At 35.6% G+C, this 21,641-nt stretch carries 16 protein-coding genes; all 16 read right to left on the bottom strand.

The annotated features are described in order from the left end of the window. Nucleotides 1-47: 47 nt before the first annotated feature. The gene (locus IGI80_RS11085) at nucleotides 48-758 is read right to left on the bottom strand and encodes a hypothetical protein (protein ID WP_438723389.1); all 711 of its coding nucleotides are present in this window, start codon (nucleotides 756-758) and stop codon (nucleotides 48-50) included. Then, nucleotides 755-1,159, bottom strand: a complete 405-nt coding sequence (locus IGI80_RS11080) for a hypothetical protein (RefSeq protein WP_141893219.1) — start codon at nucleotides 1,157-1,159, stop codon at nucleotides 755-757. The genes IGI80_RS11085 and IGI80_RS11080 overlap by 4 nt, the downstream gene beginning before the upstream one ends. A gap of 14 nt (nucleotides 1,160-1,173) precedes the next feature. Beyond that, a complete protein-coding gene (locus IGI80_RS11075) occupies nucleotides 1,174-1,881 on the bottom strand; it encodes a hypothetical protein (protein WP_002361720.1) in 708 nt (235 codons plus the stop codon). Further along, complete coding sequence (locus tag IGI80_RS11070; protein WP_438723388.1) at nucleotides 1,878-3,422, bottom strand: T7SS effector LXG polymorphic toxin; 1,545 nt, start codon at nucleotides 3,420-3,422, stop codon at nucleotides 1,878-1,880. The genes IGI80_RS11075 and IGI80_RS11070 overlap by 4 nt, the downstream gene beginning before the upstream one ends. A gap of 15 nt (nucleotides 3,423-3,437) precedes the next feature. Continuing rightward, a complete protein-coding gene (locus tag IGI80_RS11065; protein ID WP_002357788.1) occupies nucleotides 3,438-4,082 on the bottom strand; it encodes a DUF4176 domain-containing protein in 645 nt (214 codons plus the stop codon). Nucleotides 4,083-4,095: 13 nt separating this feature from the next. Continuing rightward, complete coding sequence (locus IGI80_RS11060) at nucleotides 4,096-4,380, bottom strand: hypothetical protein (RefSeq protein WP_002365572.1); 285 nt, start codon at nucleotides 4,378-4,380, stop codon at nucleotides 4,096-4,098. Nucleotides 4,381-4,387: 7 nt separating this feature from the next. Continuing rightward, complete coding sequence (locus IGI80_RS11055; protein ID WP_002361714.1) at nucleotides 4,388-4,834, bottom strand: YwqH-like family protein; 447 nt, start codon at nucleotides 4,832-4,834, stop codon at nucleotides 4,388-4,390. Nucleotides 4,835-4,846: 12 nt separating this feature from the next. After that, nucleotides 4,847-5,719, bottom strand: a complete 873-nt coding sequence (locus IGI80_RS11050) for a DUF6232 family protein (protein WP_002391335.1) — start codon at nucleotides 5,717-5,719, stop codon at nucleotides 4,847-4,849. Between the two features lie 14 nt (nucleotides 5,720-5,733). After that, a complete protein-coding gene (gene essC, locus IGI80_RS11045) occupies nucleotides 5,734-10,182 on the bottom strand; it encodes a type VII secretion protein EssC (RefSeq protein ID WP_002365570.1) in 4,449 nt (1,482 codons plus the stop codon). Further along, nucleotides 10,163-11,335: a type VII secretion protein EssB gene (gene essB / locus IGI80_RS11040; protein WP_002385952.1), complete on the bottom strand. Its 1,173-nt coding sequence runs from the start codon at nucleotides 11,333-11,335 to the stop codon at nucleotides 10,163-10,165. The genes essC and essB overlap by 20 nt, the downstream gene beginning before the upstream one ends. Beyond that, on the bottom strand, nucleotides 11,332-11,601 hold the full coding sequence (locus tag IGI80_RS11035; RefSeq protein WP_002357795.1) for an EsaB/YukD family protein: 270 nt from the start codon (nucleotides 11,599-11,601) through the stop codon (nucleotides 11,332-11,334). Before IGI80_RS11035 ends, essB begins: the two co-directional genes overlap by 4 nt. A 14-nt stretch (nucleotides 11,602-11,615) precedes the next feature. Next, a complete protein-coding gene (locus IGI80_RS11030; RefSeq protein WP_002357796.1) occupies nucleotides 11,616-12,113 on the bottom strand; it encodes a hypothetical protein in 498 nt (165 codons plus the stop codon). Between the two features lie 2 nt (nucleotides 12,114-12,115). Then, a complete protein-coding gene (esaA, locus tag IGI80_RS11025; RefSeq protein ID WP_438723387.1) occupies nucleotides 12,116-15,592 on the bottom strand; it encodes a type VII secretion protein EsaA in 3,477 nt (1,158 codons plus the stop codon). A gap of 27 nt (nucleotides 15,593-15,619) precedes the next feature. After that, nucleotides 15,620-15,913, bottom strand: a complete 294-nt coding sequence (locus tag IGI80_RS11020) for a WXG100 family type VII secretion target (RefSeq protein WP_002357798.1) — start codon at nucleotides 15,911-15,913, stop codon at nucleotides 15,620-15,622. Between the two features lie 403 nt (nucleotides 15,914-16,316). Continuing rightward, a complete protein-coding gene (locus IGI80_RS11015) occupies nucleotides 16,317-17,024 on the bottom strand; it encodes a GntR family transcriptional regulator (RefSeq protein ID WP_002357800.1) in 708 nt (235 codons plus the stop codon). A 206-nt stretch (nucleotides 17,025-17,230) separates the two neighbouring features. Next, a complete protein-coding gene (locus tag IGI80_RS11010; RefSeq protein ID WP_438723453.1) occupies nucleotides 17,231-21,478 on the bottom strand; it encodes an acyl-CoA dehydratase activase-related protein in 4,248 nt (1,415 codons plus the stop codon). Nucleotides 21,479-21,641: the final 163 nt, after the last annotated feature.

Genomic DNA, 21,641 nt, shown 5'->3' with positions numbered 1-21,641 from the left:
ATCTGTATCGATGATGGCTGATTCACTTAATTCTGGAAGAAATGTTTCTATTTTTTTGTTTTCTTGTTCTTCATCATTTCAATTGAATTGCCATATGCAGAAACATCTTCATTTTTTTTGGTTTTCCAATATTCATATACTCGTTGAAAATCAAAAGTTACGAAAAATAGAACAACTATTACAATTAAACATGCTGCAAGAAAAAATAAATTTTCTTTTTCTGTAACATAAGAGATTATTGCTAATGATATCCCCAAAATACCAATAACGTTCGAAAAATAATTAGTAGCTGTATCTCTCAATTTAAGGTTATTTCGTTTCAACGACCACCAAACCAAAAGAGCATGTACAAGTAGCTCTAAAATCCATCCAATAAATATCACAATCATACCTACAACAAAGTTATGAAGCGGTCTATCTGTTATTAGAGATAACAATGCTATCCCGCTAAAAATTCCTAAAACGCCTGAAAAGTATACAACGAGAACTAAATATTTTTGTAGCTTTATCTTTTTAAATTGTATATAACTTATTCCGTTGATAAAAATCACTATCACAGAATATATTATTTGAAAATATAAAAACCCTTTATTTTCTGTGAAATCATTTTCATTCCCAATCGTTCCGTAAATTATCAATAGAAAAGTTAACAATATTCCATAGCCTATCATAACTTTAATGAAGGACGCATTTGAAAATAATAATTCTTTTTGCTTTTTAAATTTATTTGGGACAAAATGCTTTATGATAGATTTCATTTAAACCACCCTGAAATTCCTTTTATCATTGAATTTACTCCTTTTTTTGCTATATTAATTGCAGTTGTTTTTTTCAAAATGAATTCAGCTCCCATACTAACTCCTATTCCTACACCAACAACTGCCGTTAATGATGCAGTTGCTGGTAATGCAGCAACAAAAAAGCCGACAGTCGCTGTCACAGCTGCAACCTTCCCGACATCCACCAATGCACCGCCAACTTTACTTGCGGTAATTTCATGCCCTCTCAATCCGTCTTTTCTTGCTTGTTTCTCACTCTTGCTGATTCCTTGAACGACATCTACAGCTCCTAAAGCTATGTTCAACCCTGGCACAATTTTTCCTGCACCCTTTGCATTGACTAAGGTCTTGGCATCTTTCACGACACCGTTAATCCCCAAACTTATAGTAGTTACTACTTTTTATTTTTCCTTTTCTTCATTATTTCAATGGAATTTCCATAAATAGATTTATCTAACTCTATATTTGACTCTTTTTTCCAATAGCTTACTACTCGTGAAAAGTGAAAAAAGCTTAAACATAATAACGATATTACAACAAATGGCACACCTATAAAAAGTAATTTTGTATTATCAATTGTTGTCGATAATAATAAGATAATTGTACCTATTCCTCCTAAAATATTCATATAGTAATTTGCAAATGAATCTCTAATTGAGAAATCTTGCTTTTTTAAAGAAATTTTTACTAAAAATAAATTGTACAGAAAACCAATTACTACTCCAATTAAAATAACTATACTTTCTTTTAAAAATACTTCTAAAGAATTCTCTATCAACAACGTTACTGTAGCAAGCATAAAAAATAAAAATACTACCCCAGACAAATAGACAACTATTACCAAATATTTTTGTATATGCTTATTTTTAAACAAAAATATACAAATTAAATTTATTAATAATATTCCTGTCATCCCTACAAATAAATTTCTAGAAAAAGAATTGTCAAAAATAGATCTTGTATCAGTCAATTGAAAGATTAATAGAATTGTAATTAATGTACCGTAACCACCTACAGCTAATAAAAACGAATTCATCTTAAATTCTTTCTTGCTAATTTTTTTATAAAAATCTGGTATGAAATTGTCTATAATTTTATTCATTTAAACCATCCTGAAACTCCTTTTACTAAGGAGTTTACACCTTTCTTTGCTTTATCAACAACTTTGCTTTTTTTTATAGAAAAGTCAGCCAATGCCCCTACGAGCATACCTGCTCCTACAACAACCACAACAGGAGCGCCAAAAAATCCTGCTACAGCACCTGCCGCTCCTATCGCCGCTGTTGTCACCGCCACTTTCCCGACATCCACCAATGCACCGCCAACTTTACTTGCGGTAATTTCTTGCCCTTTCAATCCGTCTTTTCTGGCCTGTTTTTCACTCTTGCTTATTCCTTGCACAACCTCCACAGCACCTGCCGCTATGTTTAATCCGGGAATAATTTTTCCTGCACCTTTTGCATTAATTAATGCTTTGGCATCTTTCACAACACCGTTAACGCCAAAAGATAATCCTTTCTTTAACGATTTCCCCATTGATTTTAGAGTTCCCTTTGCGACCCCTTTAATACTTGCTTTACTAAAAGCTTCACCAGATTCTCTTAGAATAGACTTCTTATCTACTAAATCTAATTTGCCTAATAATTTATCTCCTAGTTTAGTAAATTCCTTTGCGGTCCCCGATGCAGTGATACTTAATGACCGATGACCTTTTGGCACATAATCATCAATATCTGCTAATTGATCTAATTTTTTTAGCCAGCCTTTTGCTCGTCTCATTACCAATTTTCCATTTGGCAGACGTTTGATACGACTAGAAATGTATAATTTTTTCATATGGTTTATATATTTTTTTCCTGAAACAACGCCTTTTGCTATCGCATGATTAATTAATTTATCTAGTTCGTCTAACTTTTCTTCTGTTAAATTACCATCCATAGCCATTAAAATTGGATGGTCTTTTTCAAAAGCAAGTCTATCTTTTTCTTCTTCCTGGACTTTTTTATGCGCTTCTTTTATTTCATTTTTAAATGTCTTATCCGTAAATATTGCCAATGATTTGGGATTGGTATAGCTTAATCCTCCGACGTTCGTGATTTGGCTGGATTGTTGGGCTAGTTTGTCTTTGACAGCACTGCCTGCTTTGCGTCCGTTAAAAGTGTCCATGCCTTTCAGCGTTTCCGTCAAAATTTTCTTAGCCTCTTCCATTTTTTTATTAAATTGATTGGATGGCGCGGAAATAGGGACGATATGTGCTACAGAACTGTAGATGTTGCTAATTTTCTTATCTAATTTCGCAAAATTTGATAACGGTGTTGAAAATTTTCCTTTTGCTTCATTTAAGGCGTCTGTATCAATGATGGCTGAGTCACTATTTTCCTTCACACTAGCTTTAAAATCACTAATTGTTTTTTCCATTTCTTGTGCTATTGTATGTAAAAGATCATAATAATTGGTTAGCATCGGTAGTTGGTAATTACCAATTTCACCATTAATAGCTGTTTTGACTTTTCCAGATAAAGCATCGCTTCCTTGGACTGTTTTCCAATCGCTTTTGGCACGATTGATTTCTGCTTGTAGTTTATTTCTGGAAGAAGTAATTTTGTTTTTAGCTTCCATCACTTCACGCATATTAATTTTCATTTGCCCACCTCCTCATTAGACATACGTACACGAATATTTTTCATCTTGCGCCAATTGTTTTCTCAAAACTTCAAAAGTAAACTTTTCCTCGTACGCATTAGTAGGCCCTTCTGAAATAACTCGTTTTACCATGACCGAGTTAAAATAAATTGGCTCCACCTCTGCTTGTAATCCAAATGGCCATAAAGTTCCTACGTAATCAATCATCATTTGCGTTTCTGGAATGGTTAATTTTCTCCCTTGAACAGAAACAAATAAACCTAATTCATCTGTAGTAAAAAGCGCTTTAACATCTTCGGTTAATAATTCTTCATCTAATTCGACAATGGTTCCAATTGGATAGATTTCTGTAAAAATTGTATCAACGAAACCCATAAATCGTTTAAATTGTGGCACGGTCAATACAACTTGTTTTTTTAACCAAGCAAAAGTGACTCTTTCCTTTTCGTAATCAAAACTAATATGAATAATCGCGCCAATTCTTGGTTTATGTTCATAACTTGTGGTTTGATTGAGGAAACTTTGATAAATATTTTGAGCTAATTGGGGTTGACCGCCCAAAATTAAACCGAGTTCGTTTATGGTGTCCTTTGTTATTTCTCCAGTCAGGTTACTACTTTCTATAGTAGCCACCCACAACTCCTTTTGTTGTTGATTCATTTTTCTTCACTCCTTATTGACTAATTTTCATAGTAGCAGCTCCCGCTTTATCATCATTGGCTTTATTTTTTCCGGCAGCAATCATTTTATTGGTGCTTCCTTTTGCAAATTCTTTGTAACTTTCTAGAGAAGAATTGATTTGCTCTATCATTGTTTTGAATTCTGTAAAAGGTCGAGCATTTGTTTGAGAAAAAGATACAGTTTTCATTTTGCCCATTCTTGAAATTGTGCTGTTTGCTTTATTGACAGATTGCATCCATTCCGATAAATTTACACCGCTTTTCATTATTTTTTTCACTCCTTTATTAAGAATCCAAACTCATTGCTATTGATAATAGTGCCGAAATTTGTGAATTTAATGAACTGATTGTCATGGCTTCACGTTGCGCTTCTTCTTGTAAGTTAGACAATTTCCGTTGAAACGTTTGTAAATTTTCTTGATTTTTTGTGGCATATTTTGATAAATCACTATCTACTTTTCTAACTTTTTCATTATACTTATTCCGTCGTGTGCCTTTAAAATTACTTCCAGAAATACTCTTTAACTGACTAGAAACGGTTGATTTCAATTGATGAATACTAAGAATCTCTCGACTTAATTCACGAATTGCTTTTTCTAATTCTCGAATTTTCTGATCAATTTGATTTTTGTTGGCTTGTGCCGTGTTGACCTGACTACTTAAATGACTGGCTTCAGCACGCTTTCCGGCTGCCAGTGCTCTTTTTTGCGCTTTTATTGCTTCATCACTCATGAGGTTCCTCCTTTACCGAATCCCTAAAATCGTTGAAATCACTTGAGCCAATACACCACTAGCGGTATTTAAAAATAGATTAGACGTAAAAATTTTCCGATTCATTTTAATGATTGTCTCAAATTGTTTTGCGTCTTTTTCTTCAACAGCTTTTAGCACTTGCCTGTTGACTTGTTTTGTTTCGTCTTCATTTTTCAATGAAGTGATGACTGCTTTAAAATTAGCTTCAAGTACCGGCCAATCATAAACAGGTTGTTCATTTTTTTGATGATTCTGGTTGCCAAATGTCGAATGATGAATAGTACTATCTGTGATATCCCCAACAGTAGTTGACGAATGTTCTTCATGATTATTCGAATGCATTGTATTGCCTTGTTGAATCCCTGTGTTTAGGTTGGCCTGGTTGCCATGAATCACATGGTGATTTCCTTGAATAATTTTTTGTTCCGCAATATTGATTTCTGAATACATATTTTTGTGATTGAATGCTGCTTCAACTGCATTACGGACTTTGTTTAAAAATTCAGCATCTTGAAAATAAAGGGAGTAATTATCTCCAGAATTTAGTTGAAAGATTAAATATTCTTTATTACTTTGATGTCTTTGATAAACCATATAGATATACAATCCTGTCAATCCCATAATAATTAAACTAATCCAACGTAATCCTTCAAACCGAATAGTTCCAAAAGCTAAAACAAAAATGCTTATCGCCATCACAGGAATTCTCATCCGCTTAGTTCCAGCATATATTCTGGAAATGTTACTTAATTGTAAAGTTAGATGATCAAACCTTAAAATGTTATCTTTGATAATAAAATGATTTGTTTCAATTTCTTCTTCGCTCTTTTTCATATCAATTAATTTTGACAATTCATTATTCATAATTCCACTCCTTTTTATTCACTTACTAACTTCACCCGCATTGCTGTTCGACCTTCAAAGAAATGAGATTCATCCAATTCCACGGCAGGTTCATTATAATCACTTTTCGTTTTAACAAAGCTTTGGTCTGCGAGTCTGGTACCAACCATACCCGCTGGGATATTAGCACGTAATAATTTATCGGCATCATTAAAACTGTTTTCCAATAATTTTTGATTGGTTTGGAAAATAAAATACATCGCGACTTGGCTACCTTTTTTCAGTAGGATATTTAGGTTTTCAGCACTAATAAAGGATTTTTCGACAAATTGTTGCGCTTCGGGAATATAAATCAACATCGGTTCATACTCACTAATCATTTGTCGTTGTTCAATTTCCTGTAATAATTCATTGACAAAGCTTCCATATTCAGTTCCTGCGATCACTGTATCAAAGCTATCTGCATAACCGCCAAAACGGTCACTATGGTTAAAGATAATCCGTTCGGCACGCCCTCTAAAATGCTTCATGTCTTCGATAATCACTTTTTCAACAGATTCATTTTGTTGTGGTGTATCATCACCAATCACAAAATAACCATGTTCCGTTGGTTTGAAGCCCACTATGTTAGTCGTTTCTTTATCAAAGGCAATAGGGAACTCCATATTTTCCAGCATTTGTTGAGCGTGTGGATGATTGTATAGATTCGCCATAGCGATTGTTTTCGGTAACATTGGAATTGGTAGTGGTCGTTCACCGCCCCATTTTTGGTTCATCTTTTCAATTTCTTGTTCTAAACGGTTTAAACGAGCGATATCATTTTCCCCTTCTGTTGGTAGATAGATTTGAATTTCTTGCGGCTGTTCCAATTTCACTTGTGCACGTCCCATAATTTCTTGTGGAATCAAAGCTTCTCGTCCAACAACATCACGAATCGCATCTTCTTCTACTAAATACAAACCGATATGTGTTGGGATATTACTTGTCATACTCATTTTAAAGCTATTTGTTCTTAAGACCGTAATAATGGTATACAAGCCAACACTTGCTCCTTCTCGTAGCAATTGATTTAAAACAGATTCAATTGGATCTTCTAATGGGCTTTCTTTGACTGCATCAAACCCATCTACAATCGTAACAATCACTGGTAATTTCTGTCCTGATTTTTCTTCGTATTGATTTAAACTAGCAACACCGTATTCAGTAAAGGCATCTTTACGCTCTTGAATTTCTTTACGAATTCGTTTTAAGAATTTAACCAATTTTTCCTCTTCTTCCAAACGGACTAAATCAGCAACGTGTGGTAATTTTTTCAATGGTAACAACCCATTTGTACCAAAATCAAACAAATTAAATTGAACTTGTTCTGGTGTATTTTTACGAGCAAGGTTCATTACTAGGGTTTGCAAAGCTGTTGATTTACCGAACCCCGGTGAACCATATAAGGCAGTATGATTTAATTCGTGCAAATCGAAATTGAAATTGACTTGTTCTTGTTTTGCTGGAATATCCATAAAACCAAAAGGAACAGAAAGTTCTCGTTGTTCTTGCCATTGCGTTTTAAAAAGTGGTGAAACAATTTCTGTTGCTAATGGAGGTAACCAAGGTTTCTCTGGTAAAGTTGCTTGACTTTCTTCCGCATGCTTGGCAATTTCTTCAACAATTGCGTCTAATTGTGTTAACTCTTCCTCCGTTTTAATAGAAACCTCTTCTTCTTCGGAAAGGTCGGCAGTTAATAATTCGTATTGTCCTAATTGATTAATTGACCAAATCCTTTCATCCACTTTTTCTTCCTTGGTAGCGAATGGATCATAGTTAGCACCACTCCAAGCAGATTGGAATAATTCGTAAATTTCATTATTCCCTACTTGCAAATAAGCACGACCCGGTTGAGTAATACTAGCAGCATCTGGGGTTTTAATAATCTCATTGGAATCATTGGCGTCAGCAACTTTTAATGCCAGCTTAAACCGTGAGTTTGACCAGATTTGGTCATCCACTACGCCGCTTGGTTTTTGTGTCGCTAAAATTAAATGTACACCTAACGAACGACCAATCCGTGCAGTAGAGACAAGTTCTGCCATAAAATCTGGTTCATTGGCTTTTAATTCAGCAAATTCATCACTGATTAAAAATAAATGGGGTAAGGGCTCACTTGGATAGTTTTTCTTTTCTTCTGGGTCAGTAATTTCTTTTCCTTGTTTATATAATTTCGTATAACCATTGATGTGGTTAACCCCGTATTCTCCAAATTTTCGTTGTCGTTTTTGTAATTCTGCACGAATACTTTGTAATGCTCTAGCTGAACTAGCTCCATCTAAGTTAGTGATCGAACCCAACAAATGAGGTAATTTTGCAAATAAGTTAGCCATTCCGCCTCCTTTAAAATCAATAGGTAAAAAACCTACATCTTCTGGAGCAAAATTAACAGCTAATGACAACATATAACTTTGAACGATTTCAGACTTACCAGAGCCAGTCGTTCCTGCGACAAGTCCATGCGGTCCATGGGCACGTTCATGTAAGTTCAAGTAAACAATGTCATCTTTGCCACGAACGCCAAGAGGAACTGCTAAAGACTTAGAAGTATCGGCTTTTTGCCAACGGTCTGTTACATTTAAATCCTTTATTTCCTTTACATCATATAATTCTAAAAAGTCAATTGCTTCAGGAATAGCATTCTTCTCCACTTCCACATGCTGCAAATTCGCCAAGCGCTGAATCGCATAAGCAAGCGGATAAGCAGTCGGTAAATGATTAGGAACGAAGTTTTGGTTCACATATTTATTATTTTGATTAATTAAAGTCGCCGCTTCACTACTTTGATACTCAATCAGTGTAGTTGTCGTTTCTGGTAACATATTTAAAGCATCTTTTCCCCAAATAACTGTCACACCATATTGACTCATATCTTCAGCTAAAAATTCATTTAAGCCATGCCCTGACAACCAGCTTTCTTCTAAAATCGACAGAATGTACTGTGGTTGAAAGTGAACTTTTTCATTGCCGGCTTCGCGCACTTGTTGACGACGTTTCGTAATCATTTGATAGAAAGAATTTAAAACCATATCCCTTGTTTGAGGATCATGAACAATCCCACGCAAATTCAGACTGCGGATTTTGACGTGTGGCAACCAACGCCAAGAATGCCAATCTTTCTGATAATCTTCCTCTGGTACTAAAGTAACAAACTCTACGTCACGATAGGAATGTAAAACAGACACTTGAAATAACAACGTTTGAATGGCTGTCCTTAAAACAGCAGGTGTTCCCGCCAATCCTAAGGTTTGTCCCATTAGTGGTACAACAATCGGCGCCTTTTCTAATTGTTTATATGGCCATACTAATTGTTCTTCAGCTTCTTGACTTAGTGAATCATCTTCCGTTGACTGATAATTTGTCGTAAAACTTGAAGAAATTTCACCAACCCCTAAGCGAACTGTCAAAAAATCTTCATTAGTCATCATGCGTTCATATATCCGCGCATGATACTCTTTTGTCATTAAGGCTAATTCGTTCATGGCAGGATTCATATATTCCAGGGCCTCTTTTTGTTCTTGTTGCAGTATACTTAAACGAGCTTTCTCTTGTATTAAATATTGTTCGTAGCTATTTGTCCGTTCGATATTCTTTTGCTTTGTTTCTTTTTTATTGGTGAAATAACTAGAGACTGAAAAACCAGCCGTCAATAAACTCGCTCCGCCCATACTAAGCATCATAATTGGATTTCCCCCACTTAAAAAGCTTGTTGCGCCACTCAAAACGACCATTCCTAAAGGTGGGACAATCGTCCGTAACAGTTCATTTTTCCCTTCTGTTTGCTTGGCTTTTGGGGCAGCAATTTCTATTTGTTTTTTTGGCTCCTTCAAGTGAATCCGTGGACTTCGTCGAAATGACGGGAAATCGACAGGATATTCTGGAATAACCTCCTCTTCTACAATTTGCCAAGGATTCAGGGAATATGTAGCTCCTAGACTTGTTAACTTTAATTGTTTTTCCCGAACTTCAATGATTAAGCCATTGACAACTAATTGATCACCGACTGCAAAAGCATAGCTTCCTTTTTCAACTAAATAATGATTGTAGTAAATCGTATCTTCTCCGGGATAAATCGTTGCTGTATATTCCCCAGTTTCTGGTGTTAGTGTAATATTGATGATGGCATCTGTTTCTAATGAAATCGCAGCATTTTTGGCAGAGGCAATTAAAAAATCTTTCTGTGGTTTATTGGTGGTGACAGTAATCAATTCTTCGTGGGGAAAAACAGAAAAATTTTCAGCAGAATCAAAGGTTTCACCATTACAGAATAATTCTTCATTTTCGTAAAAAAATAATTGTTGATTGATTGAAACACTTGGGTTTTTAGCCGTAATTTGACGGTGAAGAAGTTGGGGACCAAAATAAAAAATGTCAAAATAAATCATGCTAGATGTATGAATTTGATCATTCACAGAGACCAATTTTTTACTGATTTTCGTTGTCATCCGTTTTTCCTCCCAAGATTTTCATGTATTTATCAATTGCTTCTTCATATTTTGTTAACAATGCTTGTTTTTTCTCGCCGTTCATTTTGTTATTGGCTTTGGTTGCATCATATAATTTTGTATAGGCATGTAATATATATTGGTTATCGCCTAAATTTTGGGCAATATCTAATGATTTTTCAAAGTCTCCTTTGCCAATATAAATCCAATAAAGTAAGGTATTTTCACTAGATTTTTGAGATAAATTATTTAAAATTGCTGTTTTTTGTTCATTTGATAAATTATCTAGTTGGACAGAACTAACAGCAGCAACATACTTAGCTCCTATCGGCAATTCTTCTGGTGTATCTTCTTTTAATGTTTTCGTAACACTTGCATAGTCATTAGAAATATACTGCGCTTCTGCCAAACTCACTCGCTCTTGGGCTGGTAATTTTTTTAAGACATAAATCCCTGTTGTAGTTGCAAAAAGTAGCGTTAAAGCCAATAACACTAAGCTGGCCCATTTAAAGGTTAAATAACTTTTTTTACTCACTAATTTGGTTTCTGCTTCGCGCTTGGCTTTTTGACGAATGATTTGTTCACCAATGATTTGCTCAATTTCATTGATTGTTTTCGCCTCTTGTAATTGTTTAGATAGCGTATCTTTCAGGGTGCCATTCCCTTGAATCAATTGTTCATACTCATACTTTGGATGTAAGATTGCTAAAATCAGCGCTCGATATTGTTTAAAAAATTCTCTTTCATCTGCTGAATAAGGCACAATGACCTGCATAAAACCACGATGAGCAATTAATAATTCTTCTCCCAAGATATAGATGTTTTCTGGATGAATAAAGGGTTGGACCGGCGTACCTAAGAAATCAACCAAATAATGAACTCTTTGCGCTAACAATAATCGCTCATATTGATCCATTTTTTTTATCGCTTGTAAAATGGATTGCATATATTGATCCTTATGGTATTGAATCACTAACGCTTCTTCCGTTGCTTGTATTATTTTTCCCGATAAAAATCCACGACTTGATTTTAAAAATTGTTGAAACTGTTCTAGTCTTTCTAACTGATATTGATTTGCTTGTAATGTCACTTGAACATATTCTTTTGTTGCTTCTAACGTGATTGTCTCTGAAATATCCTTTAACTCGCTCATCCATGTGTCTCCTTTACAATTTCTTTTACTACTAGTTGGTCGCCATTCCCTAATGGATAATCTGCAATTAATTGATTGTCAGCTAAATGAATTGGTTTATTCAAAACAACCAATTCAAATGATGCTGGCAAACGGTTTGGCAACATCTCAAACGATTCGAGTAACAATTCTTTTAAACGTGCAACTGATACCTGATTAGGGATTTGCAAATCAATAATTTGATTCGACACATGTAAGCCGATACCAATCGATGTTCTTTTGTTCATGTTTCTTTCACTCCTTAATTTCCGCTTTGCGCACGATGATATGAAAAACGGTTTCCTAGAAAAACACCAACGAATAAAATAACTATACTTCCTAAAAAAATACCACTGTACAACCAAAAGTTTATGGATATTTCTCGTTGAACCTCAAGAGATTCAACGCTTTCAGGAGAAGTGACCGTTGCCGTCTCTTTGAACAGAAAAGGCCTTACCTTTTTATCAACTGCTAATGTTTTTGCATTCTGTTCTGTCCTAAATACATCATTTTTTGCTTCGTTGACAACCCTCGCTTTACTTTGATTGACTTCTTTTTCTCTCTCTGCTTTTATCGGCAAAAACAAATCTGGAATAATGAAATTCACTTCTACGTTTTTTTTCTGCTGATTATCTTGGTAGATCACTTGATTATTTATTTTTAAAGCGCCTACTTCTTCTGCTTTTGTTTTTGTTGATGACAATGACAAATAGAGCATATTAACACTTAAAACAATCACTATTTTTATTAATTTTCTCATGGCTATTCCTCCGGTCGTACAAATAAATTAAGGACAACACCTAAAACAAGTAAAACGATTAAAATAAGGTAACTAACCCAACTAATTTGTACGCCATTTACTAAAGCAGTAAAGCCATTTTGGATATTTTGAAGCGGCGATAAACGATAGAGCCAATTGCTTAATGAGCCTACCTTTGTTGCAATGCCTAATAAAGGTGTCAACATGAAAAATAACCCCAGCATAGCTCCATAAACATATAAAGTAAGTTTTTTAAATTGGCGTAAACAAGCACAAACCAAAAGTGCACCGCTAGCAAATACTAAGAAACTATAGTTAAACCAAGCGAATCGATTTATTTGAGATACATTGAACACCAGTAGAAGTGAAAAGACACTCCCAAACAAAATAACCGTAATCAAGAGTAATAACAGATTTGGTATATTTTGCCAAACTCTGGTTGGTTCAACCAACGCATCCGCTACAGTAACTGTTCTTTTCTTCATAAAGCCTTGGAAAGTTAGCGCAATAACGAATGTTAAAATACTAACAATCAAGGTAGCGTAATAGGGAATTAAAGAGACTTGTCGGGTTTCGCCAAAGATCCCTTCTCCTTGAATTGGGCTCGCAAGGAAACTAAATACCCGTGGATTATCAGCACCGCCGTCTCTTGTATTAGCCAATACTTTTTCAAATGTTTTGGCATACTCTTCATTTTCTTTGGTTGTTTTCTTTGACTCATCAATTGAATCATTTAAGTTTGCTAAGATATTTTGCGCATGATCTTGAACTTTGGTTGTTGAGGCTTTCAATTCTTTGATAGTCTGGGCAACATCTTTGACTTTGGCTGCTGAATCAGCTGTTGTTAGACTAGTTTCTTTCGTTGTTTGCATTAACGTTTGCATCATTTTAACTAAATTTTCTGTTTCTACATCTAAAGTGCTGGTTTGACTTTCTTCTGGATGTGGATTTCTTTCATCAATTACAGAAGTAGCTCCCACTTTTCCAGCTTCTTGCCAAGTAGCATATGTCGCATTGACTTGTTTTGTTGCTTCATCAAACCATGTATTTAATTTCTCCGCTTCTCGTAATAATTTTTCAGGGACCGTCATTAAATTTAATGTTCCGTAAAGTGTTGTAGGTCGTCCGTCTGTATTTTGATCTGTCTCAGTACCAATTAATTGTTTTAATTGATTAATTTGTTCATCTGTTTCTCGATATAATTGATTTCCTGTTTTTTTATATTCGTCTAATAATTTATCTGTAATCATCATGGTTTGCTCGTTTTCAGTGATATTGTCGTACATCCAGTAAATGGATGTCTCACCTGCTAACTCTTCAATTGTTTTATCCTGATTTTCAGGAGCGGTTAACATTGCTGCATACTCTTGAATAGATAGACTTTGATTAGGCGTACCATATAAAGTCACAATTTGTTGTGATACAGTATCTAAAAGTTGAAATTGCTTCATGATTTCAGGAATATCGGTTACTAATGGTTGGTCCATTGCAATATACACAGCGAACGAACGTGCATTTTGAAGCTCATTATTTACCCACCAAGAATAATCAATCTGATTAAATGCTGTTTTTTGTTGTTCTGGTGTCAGTTGCCAAGACATTGGTAAGTCAATCGTTAAGGAAAGTTTTTCTGGAAGCGAGAGCAAATCATTTACTGGCTCAGTTACTTTTTCAGATTCATCTTCGGATTCTTCTGCCAACTCTTCTTGCGTATTTTCTTCGTCCACTTCATCATTCTCAGGAATCTCAGCTTGTATTTTGACTGGTTTGGTAATTGTTAGCTGTGTTGGGGTAATTGCTGAAATATCAATGCTGTAACCTGTACCTGCTAACTGCTGATTCAAAGATGTTTTAATTGTTTGAACTTTTGAATCATCTAAAAGAAATGACAATTCGCCATTTTGTGTATTGGTTTGTCGTAATGAAATAACCGACTCTTGATTTGTCGCTAGTGAAAAAGTTACTTTTTCTTGTGGAATCGCTATAGTATCTTCATGAAGTTGTTTAGGTTCCAAATACATAAAGCGGCTTGAATTGGTGAAATCAAGTTCATGTTGTTCTGCATATCGCTGAATAATTTGTAACTCATCACGGAAAAGATTGCCTTGTTCAACTGAAATCCTATTATTCATTTCTAATTCACTAACGAGTCTTTCTAAACTTACAAAAGAAATTTCACTTAGTGATTCTTCCAATCTTTCCTGATAATTTTTATCTAAGTTAGGTATATTTTCTTTTTCGTTCGTAATTAACTGAATAATCGCTTGCTTAATTTGAGTGTCTGTTGCTATCTCAGGTGTTGCTTCAAGATCATTATAATATGTAGCCGCAATTTGCTTTTTTAACGCAGTTAATTGTTCTACTTGCATATGTAGTTCTGCGATTTCTTTTTGTAGTTCGCCAATGCGATTACTTTGTGTTTCTTGAAATAATTTAGATTCTGATAAAAAGTCAGCATAAATCCCTGAGCTTCCTTGTTCACTTGGTGTGTAGAAGGAGCTAAACTGATTGATTACCATTCCATTTAGTTGATCGAATTGTTGTTTGTATACTGTCGTGTCACTTTCCCATTGATTAGTCAATTCTTGTTTTTGTCTCTCAAACTGTTCATTAAATTGTGCAATTGATTTTTTTATTTTTTCATTTGCTTCTTTCGAATACTCGTCCACTGATTTTTTCGTATCTTCCGTTGTCTTACTAGTTGATTCTAAGCTCCGACTGTTGCTTTCTAATAAGGTTTGTACTGATTTTACAAACGCTTCTTGCTCGTTTGTAAATAATTTATTGTCCTCATCTAAAATACTAGCCGTACTTAATACTGTCGTATAATTCATGGGAATTTCTTTAAATGGTTGCTGAATTGTTTCTTCTAATTGATTTTGATACAGCAACTGCGTATCAGTAATTTGGTTAACGTTTTGTTGTGCGATAACTAAATTTCCAACAATACTGGAAAAATACATCTGAATTACGCGTTGGTTAAAATCTTTCAAAATAGTATTTACTTTGTCTTGAATTGCTTGATTGGTCAATTCATTTTGTCCGTCTCGCACTTGGTATTCAACAGAAGCCTGCTCTGGACTAACAGCTTGTAGTGACAATAATTTCTCCGAAAAATCTTGCGGAATAATAATTTGAGCATCGAATTGTCCATTTTCAACCCCAGATGTTGCGATATTCCGAGTCGTTGTTTCCCATCGATTAGCTGTATCTTTGTTAATTAATGTGACAAAATCAGAACCTAATGCATAACGTTTTCCTTCAAAACTTGCGCCTTTATCTTCATTAACTAATGCGTACTGCATCTTTGTTGTCTGATCTTTGCTACTTCGAGTCACGTTCTCATCTTTAAACCCTAAATGAATGAAAAAAAGTAATAACAAGAAAGTTGCTCCAATTGCTAAGGCAAAAGGGATACCTTTTTTTATTTTCCCTTCCATTATCTTCTCTCCTTTAGAAAAAGCGCTAGTGCAATTCATTGCGCTAGCGCTTCAATCTTTGATCAATTAAAAGCCAAATGATCCTGCATCTTGACGGTCACGTTCTGCGACAGTGTCTGCATATTTGTTTAATTGTTGATTAATACTAATCAATAATTCTTCCATCTGTTTGACATTACCTTCCAATTGATTGTACTGTTCCAGATACGCTTGAAATGCTTGCCCTTTCCATTGTTGTGAAATTTGTTGGTTCATTGAATTCACTTTACGAATTGCATCTTGAATTTGAGACGATGCTTGCGAATATACTTTCGCTTGTGATTTCAGTTGTTCTGGTGTTACAGCAATTGATCCTGCCATAAGTAATCCCTCCACATTTTTTATAGTTTTATTACCTGTTACAAATATTATAACTATATATAAAAAATATAGTCAACAACTATTTAAAAATATACGTATTCGCATAAAAATAATTATAACAATAAAATAAACAAATAAAAACTCTTAAAAACAACATTACAAAACCATCCAAATCAATATTTATCAAAATAAAAACAAAAATAACTGATAAATAAAAATTATTTAAAAAATATTTAAAAAATAAATAAATTCCATTAAATCGTTATTTTTTAACGTCAGATAAATTAATAAGTAAATATACATTTTATTAAAAAAACAATTTATTTCTTTAGCAAAAAAAATTAAAAGATAGGAAAACTTATCAATGTGATAAGTTTTCCTATCTTTTATTCATTCTTTTTCTCTACTTCTCTAAATAAAACTCAAATCGACTTCCTGCATACTGCGTACGAACATATTCAAAAGGTAGTCCGTTTTCAAAATAGGATACTTGGCGCACACGCAGAATCGCATCGCCTCGTTTAATCTCTAAATATTCTGCGATCTGTTCCGATGCTTGAACAGCAGAGATTGTTTGGTTAGAATGGCCAATTTTGTGGCCAGATTTGGCTTCAAGTGTTTTATAAAAGGAGTTCGTGATTTCAGATTTGCCATATTGCGAGACCAATGAATAAGGAATGCTCGCCACCTCAAAACAAATCGGAATGTCATCCGCAAACCGAATTCTTTCCATTCGTAAAATTGAATCTTCTGGACCTAGTTGTAATTTTTCCATCTCACTAGAACTAGGTTTCGCTACAAAATAAGACACCGTCCGACTAGAAGGAACGCGATTTTGAGACAAGGTAATTTCTGTAAAACTAGTGGTACCTGTCATTGTTTCTTGAACTTTCTTACGTGCTACATATGTTCCTGAACCAATTTTTCGTTCTAAAATCCCTTCGTCTGCTAAAGTCTGAATGGCTTGGCGTAAGGTCATTCGACTAACATCAAATTTCAAGGCTAATTCTCGCTCAGAGGGCAAACGATCCCCGATACTCCAGACACCTTTTTCAATATCTTCTTTGATTTTATCGTGAATTTGAATATAAATTGGTATATTTTGAACCATTTACGCTTCCTCCTCTTCATTCATCTCCTCTTCTATTATAACTGGTATAGACCGTGTAAACAACCAAAAAATGATAAATAAAAGAGGAATTGGAATTTTTATCAAAGTTGGTCTAGTTGCATGCTTTCTTTTTATAACAAAAACATTTGGCTTAGTCAGTAAAAAGTGACCAAGTCAAATGTTTTTAAACGAATTGCTATTAGTTATTATCTTTTTACATTTTCTTCTTTCAACAACTTGTTCGCTGTGGCCATCATCAAACGGATTCGGTTCAACTGATTGACCAAAGATACCCCTGGATCATAATCCACCGCCGCAATATTTGCTTGCGGATATTGACGTCGTAGCTCTTTCACGACCCCTTTTCCAACAATATGGTTTGGTAAACATCCAAACGGCTGCATACAAACGATGTTATTCACCTCGTGTTTTAAGAGCTCAATCATTTCAGCTGTTAAAAACCAACCTTCACCCGTATGATTGCCAATTGATAAAATTTTACTTGCATCTGCTGCCATATCATAAATGGAATGAATGCCATCAAAACGGACCGACTTTCTCAATGCCTTATCCATTGGTTTTTCTACCAATTCAATGATTTTTATCGCAAATTCTGCTAAACGTTTGCTTTGTTTTGACATGCCCATATTTTCGTATTTCCAAATTTGATTGTACAAAGAATAGTTCATAAAGCCAACAATATCTGGCACAACTGCTTCAGCACCTTCTTCTTCTAGCAAACGCACAATATCATTATTCGCTGTCGGCGAATATTTCACTAAAATTTCCCCGACCACACCGACTTTTGGTTTTTTTATCTCTTGTAAAGGAATTTCATCAAACGTCCGAATAATTTTTTTCATGAAGTGATTAAATTGTGTCAGCGAACCATTCCGGACATTGGCTTCCACTCTTTTTAGCCAATCTTGGTGCAGTTGATCCACCATTCCTTTTTCTGTTTCATAAGGTCTTGTTCGATAAACTACTCGTTCGAATAAGTCACCATATAAAAAGGCAACTACTAAGCGCTTGATCATTGGCAACGTAAATTTAAATCCTGGATTGGATTCGACTCCTTTATTGGCCATCGAAACTGAAACTACAGGAACTTGAGAAAAACCAGCATCATTTAAGGCTTTTCGTAATAATGGAATGTAATTCGTTGCGCGACAACCGCCCCCTGTTTGCGTCATTAAGACACTGACATTATCCAAATCATATTGACCACTTTCCAAAGCTTCAACTAGTTGTCCGATGGAAATAATTGCTGGGTAACACGCATCATTATTGACATATTTTAACCCGACATTCACAGCTTCTTTGTCTTGCGCAGGCAAACAGACGACATGATAGCCAGAAGCTTGTAATGCTACATCGACTAATCCAGATTGATGAATCGGGCTAAGCATTGGTAACAGTAAAGTATGTGTTTTTTTCATTTGTTTTGTAAACACAATTTTCTCCGGCTCTTCCATTTGCATATGCGGAACAAACTGTTGCTTCTCCCGCTCATTGACAGCCGCTTTCAAGGAGCGCAACCGAATACGAATTGCGCCCAAATTCGCACCTTCATCGATTTTGAGGACTGTATAAATTTTGCCAGACCGATCCATGATTTCTTCTACTTGATCGGTTGTCACAGCATCTAAGCCGCAACCAAAGGAATTCAGTTGGACAAGTTCTAAATTTTTCGTCTTAGCCACTACTTTAGCCGCCGCATATAAGCGAGAATGATAGACCCATTGATTCACCACACGTAAATTCTGCACGTCTCCAAGATGCGAGATACTGTCTTCTGTCAAGACATGGAATCCTTCCTGTGTAATGACTTCGGCAATGCCGTGATTAATCTCTGGATCCAAGTGATACGGTCGCCCCGATAAGACAATCCCTCTCTGGCCTTTTTCAGTTAACATGGCTAACGTTTCTTCGCCTTTTTCTTGAATTTCTTTTTTAAAAGCTGCTAATTCTTGATAAGCATGATGCAGCGCTGTTTGAATTTCTTCTAAGGAAATCCCTAAATCAGCAAAATTTTCAGCTAAAACTTTGGCAACTGCTGCTTCATTCGCTAAATTAAGATAGGGATTTCGATAATCTACTTGGCCCTCTCTGATGGCATCCACATTATTTCGAATGACATCTGGGTAGCTTTGCACAATTGGACAATTAAAATGATTATCTACTTCCACTGTTTCTTGCTGTTCAAAAACGACACCAGGATAAAAGATAATTGGCACTTGCGCATCAATTAATGCTTGAATATGTCCATGTGCCATTTTCGCTGGGTAACAAACCGTATCACTGGGAATCGTTTCAAGGCCTTGTTCATAGATTTGTTTATTAGAACGTGGCGATAATTCGACCCGAAAGCCCAAGTCAGTAAAAAATGTATGCCACAAAGGATAATTTTCATACATGTTTAGGACTCTAGGGATACCCACGCGCCCACGAAACGCTTTATTTTCCCGCAAAGGTCGGTACTTAAATAACTTGCGGTACTTATAATCAACCAAATTCACTTTGCGTTCTTCTCGTTTAATTTTAATTCGTGCACCACGTTCACAGCGATTTCCCGTAATAAATTGGCGCCCATCTGAAAACACTGTGACCGTTAACTGACAATTGTTTTCACACAAGCCGCAATGAGTAAATTCCTTTTCAGAGGTAAATGCCGCTAACTCTTCTAAAGAAAGAAGCGTGGTTTCTTCCCCAATTTCATAAGCGTCCAAAGCAATCAGCGCTGCCCCATAAGCCCCCATCAAACCAGCAATAGAAGGACGAACCACTTCACGACCGCTAATTTTTTCAAAAGCTCTCAAGACCGCTTCATTGTAAAATGTTCCTCCCTGGCAGACAATCTTTTCTCCCAACTCTTCAGGTCGGCGAACCTTAATGACTTTATAAATGGCATTTTTGATGACTGAATAAGATAGTCCAGCAGAAATATCGCCGACAGAGGCCCCTTCTTTTTGAACTTGTTTCACTTTTGAGTTCATAAAAACAGTACACCGAGAACCTAAATCAACAGGCGCTTGCGATTCTAAAGCCGCCAAAGCAAAATCCTTCACATTATATTTTAAAGATTGCGCAAAGGTTTCGATAAAGGAACCGCACCCAGAAGAACAAGCTTCATTTAATTGTATCGAGGAAAGCACGCCATTTTTAATGGTCATCGCTTTCATATCTTGTCCTCCGATATCCAAAATAAAATCCACACCTGGCTGAAAATGGTTGGCTGCTTTGTAATGGGCCATCGTTTCAACTTCACCAATATCGACTTTTAACGCATTTTTTATTAGCTGTTCTCCATATCCTGTAACAGCCGCTTTTCCGATAAAAACTTCTTCAGGCAGTTGTTGATAAAGTGATTTCAGTACTGTCATGGTGGTTTCTAAAGGTTGCCCTTGGTTATTACCATAAAAAGAAAACAACAAATGGCCATCTTCATCAATCAATGTGACTTTTGTCGTTGTAGAGCCTGCATCAATCCCTAAAAAGGTCACGCCAGTATGTTGAGATAAAGGTTTCTCCTTTGCTTGGGCTTGCGCGTGTCTTTCTCGAAAATCTGCTAAATCTTCTGCGCTGTTAAATAACGGTGGTAACGTGTCGCTCGGCTGTAAATCAGTAGCCTGGCTGTTCACTAAGCGCTGAATTAATTCTTCCAATGTACATTCGGCTGCATCTTCTGAATAAAGTGCTGCTCCCATTGCTACAAACAGTTGCGGTTGTTCTGGAAAAATAACATCTTCTGGCTGAATTGCTAAGGTTTCAACAAACCGTTTTCTCAATTCTGACATGAAAAATAAAGGTCCCCCTAAAAACGCTACTTTACCTTTAATTTTGCGACCAGCAGCTAACCCGGCGATTGTTTGATTAACTACCGCTTGAAAAATACTCGCCGCAATATCTTCTTTCGCTGCTCCTTCATTGATTAAAGGTTGAACATCCGTTTTGGCAAAAACCCCACAGCGGGAAGCAATCGGATAAATAGTTTGATAATTCTTCGCCAATTCATTCACTCCATTGGCATCTGTTTTAAGTAAAACAGCCATTTGATCGATGAAGGCGCCTGTCCCACCTGCACAACTACCATTCATTCGTTGCTCTAAAGCACCATCAAAAAAAGTGATTTTTGCATCTTCTCCGCCAAGTTCAATAGCAACATCCGTTTCTGGGATTATTGTTTCAACAGTTCGTGTACACGCGATAACTTCTTGAACAAAGGGAATCCCTAATACCTCAGCCAGCCCCATACCACCAGAGCCAGTTATGCTCATTGTCACAGGTTGGTCTGCACCGATCCTTGATAGTCCTTCTTTTAAAATGCGTTCCGTTGCTGCTTTGACATCTGAAAAATGGCGTTCATATTTTGTAAAAATAGGCTGATTTTGTTTATTTAAAAATACTAATTTTACTGTCGTTGACCCAACATCAATCCCTGCTCTCATAACCATCAATTAAAATACCCCTTCATTTCCCAACAGTTTGTTGATTATTATACAAACTGTTTGTTATAATAGATATACCTATTTTAGAAAGGTTCTAAATGATTTGCAACAAGCAATTTACCCTATTTTGTGAGATAAACAACAAAGTTTCCGCGAATGTTGACTATCT

Source organism: Enterococcus sp. DIV1420a (genome assembly GCF_051712165.1).
Lineage (GTDB): Bacteria > Bacillota > Bacilli > Lactobacillales > Enterococcaceae > Enterococcus > Enterococcus faecalis.
Note: the sequence above shows the minus strand (reverse complement) of the source record. Positions and strands in the feature narration are given on the sequence as shown.

What these genes read in the sequence shown, in the direction of transcription:
- IGI80_RS11085 (WP_438723389.1), bottom strand. Translation starts at nt 758, where the DNA reads ATGAAATCTATCATAAAGCATTTTGTCCCAAATAAATTTAAAAAGCAA.
- IGI80_RS11075 (WP_002361720.1), bottom strand. Translation starts at nt 1,881, where the DNA reads ATGAATAAAATTATAGACAATTTCATACCAGATTTTTATAAAAAAATT.
- IGI80_RS11070 (WP_438723388.1), bottom strand. Translation starts at nt 3,422, where the DNA reads ATGAAAATTAATATGCGTGAAGTGATGGAAGCTAAAAACAAAATTACT.
- IGI80_RS11065 (WP_002357788.1), bottom strand. Translation starts at nt 4,082, where the DNA reads ATGAATCAACAACAAAAGGAGTTGTGGGTGGCTACTATAGAAAGTAGT.
- IGI80_RS11055 (WP_002361714.1), bottom strand. Translation starts at nt 4,834, where the DNA reads ATGAGTGATGAAGCAATAAAAGCGCAAAAAAGAGCACTGGCAGCCGGA.
- IGI80_RS11050 (WP_002391335.1), bottom strand. Translation starts at nt 5,719, where the DNA reads ATGAATAATGAATTGTCAAAATTAATTGATATGAAAAAGAGCGAAGAA.
- essC (WP_002365570.1), bottom strand. Translation starts at nt 10,182, where the DNA reads ATGACAACGAAAATCAGTAAAAAATTGGTCTCTGTGAATGATCAAATT.
- essB (WP_002385952.1), bottom strand. Translation starts at nt 11,335, where the DNA reads ATGAGCGAGTTAAAGGATATTTCAGAGACAATCACGTTAGAAGCAACA.
- IGI80_RS11035 (WP_002357795.1), bottom strand. Translation starts at nt 11,601, where the DNA reads ATGAACAAAAGAACATCGATTGGTATCGGCTTACATGTGTCGAATCAA.
- IGI80_RS11030 (WP_002357796.1), bottom strand. Translation starts at nt 12,113, where the DNA reads ATGAGAAAATTAATAAAAATAGTGATTGTTTTAAGTGTTAATATGCTC.
- esaA (WP_438723387.1), bottom strand. Translation starts at nt 15,592, where the DNA reads ATGAATTGCACTAGCGCTTTTTCTAAAGGAGAGAAGATAATGGAAGGG.
- IGI80_RS11020 (WP_002357798.1), bottom strand. Translation starts at nt 15,913, where the DNA reads ATGGCAGGATCAATTGCTGTAACACCAGAACAACTGAAATCACAAGCG.
- IGI80_RS11015 (WP_002357800.1), bottom strand. Translation starts at nt 17,024, where the DNA reads ATGGTTCAAAATATACCAATTTATATTCAAATTCACGATAAAATCAAA.
- IGI80_RS11010 (WP_438723453.1), bottom strand. Translation starts at nt 21,478, where the DNA reads ATGGTTATGAGAGCAGGGATTGATGTTGGGTCAACGACAGTAAAATTA.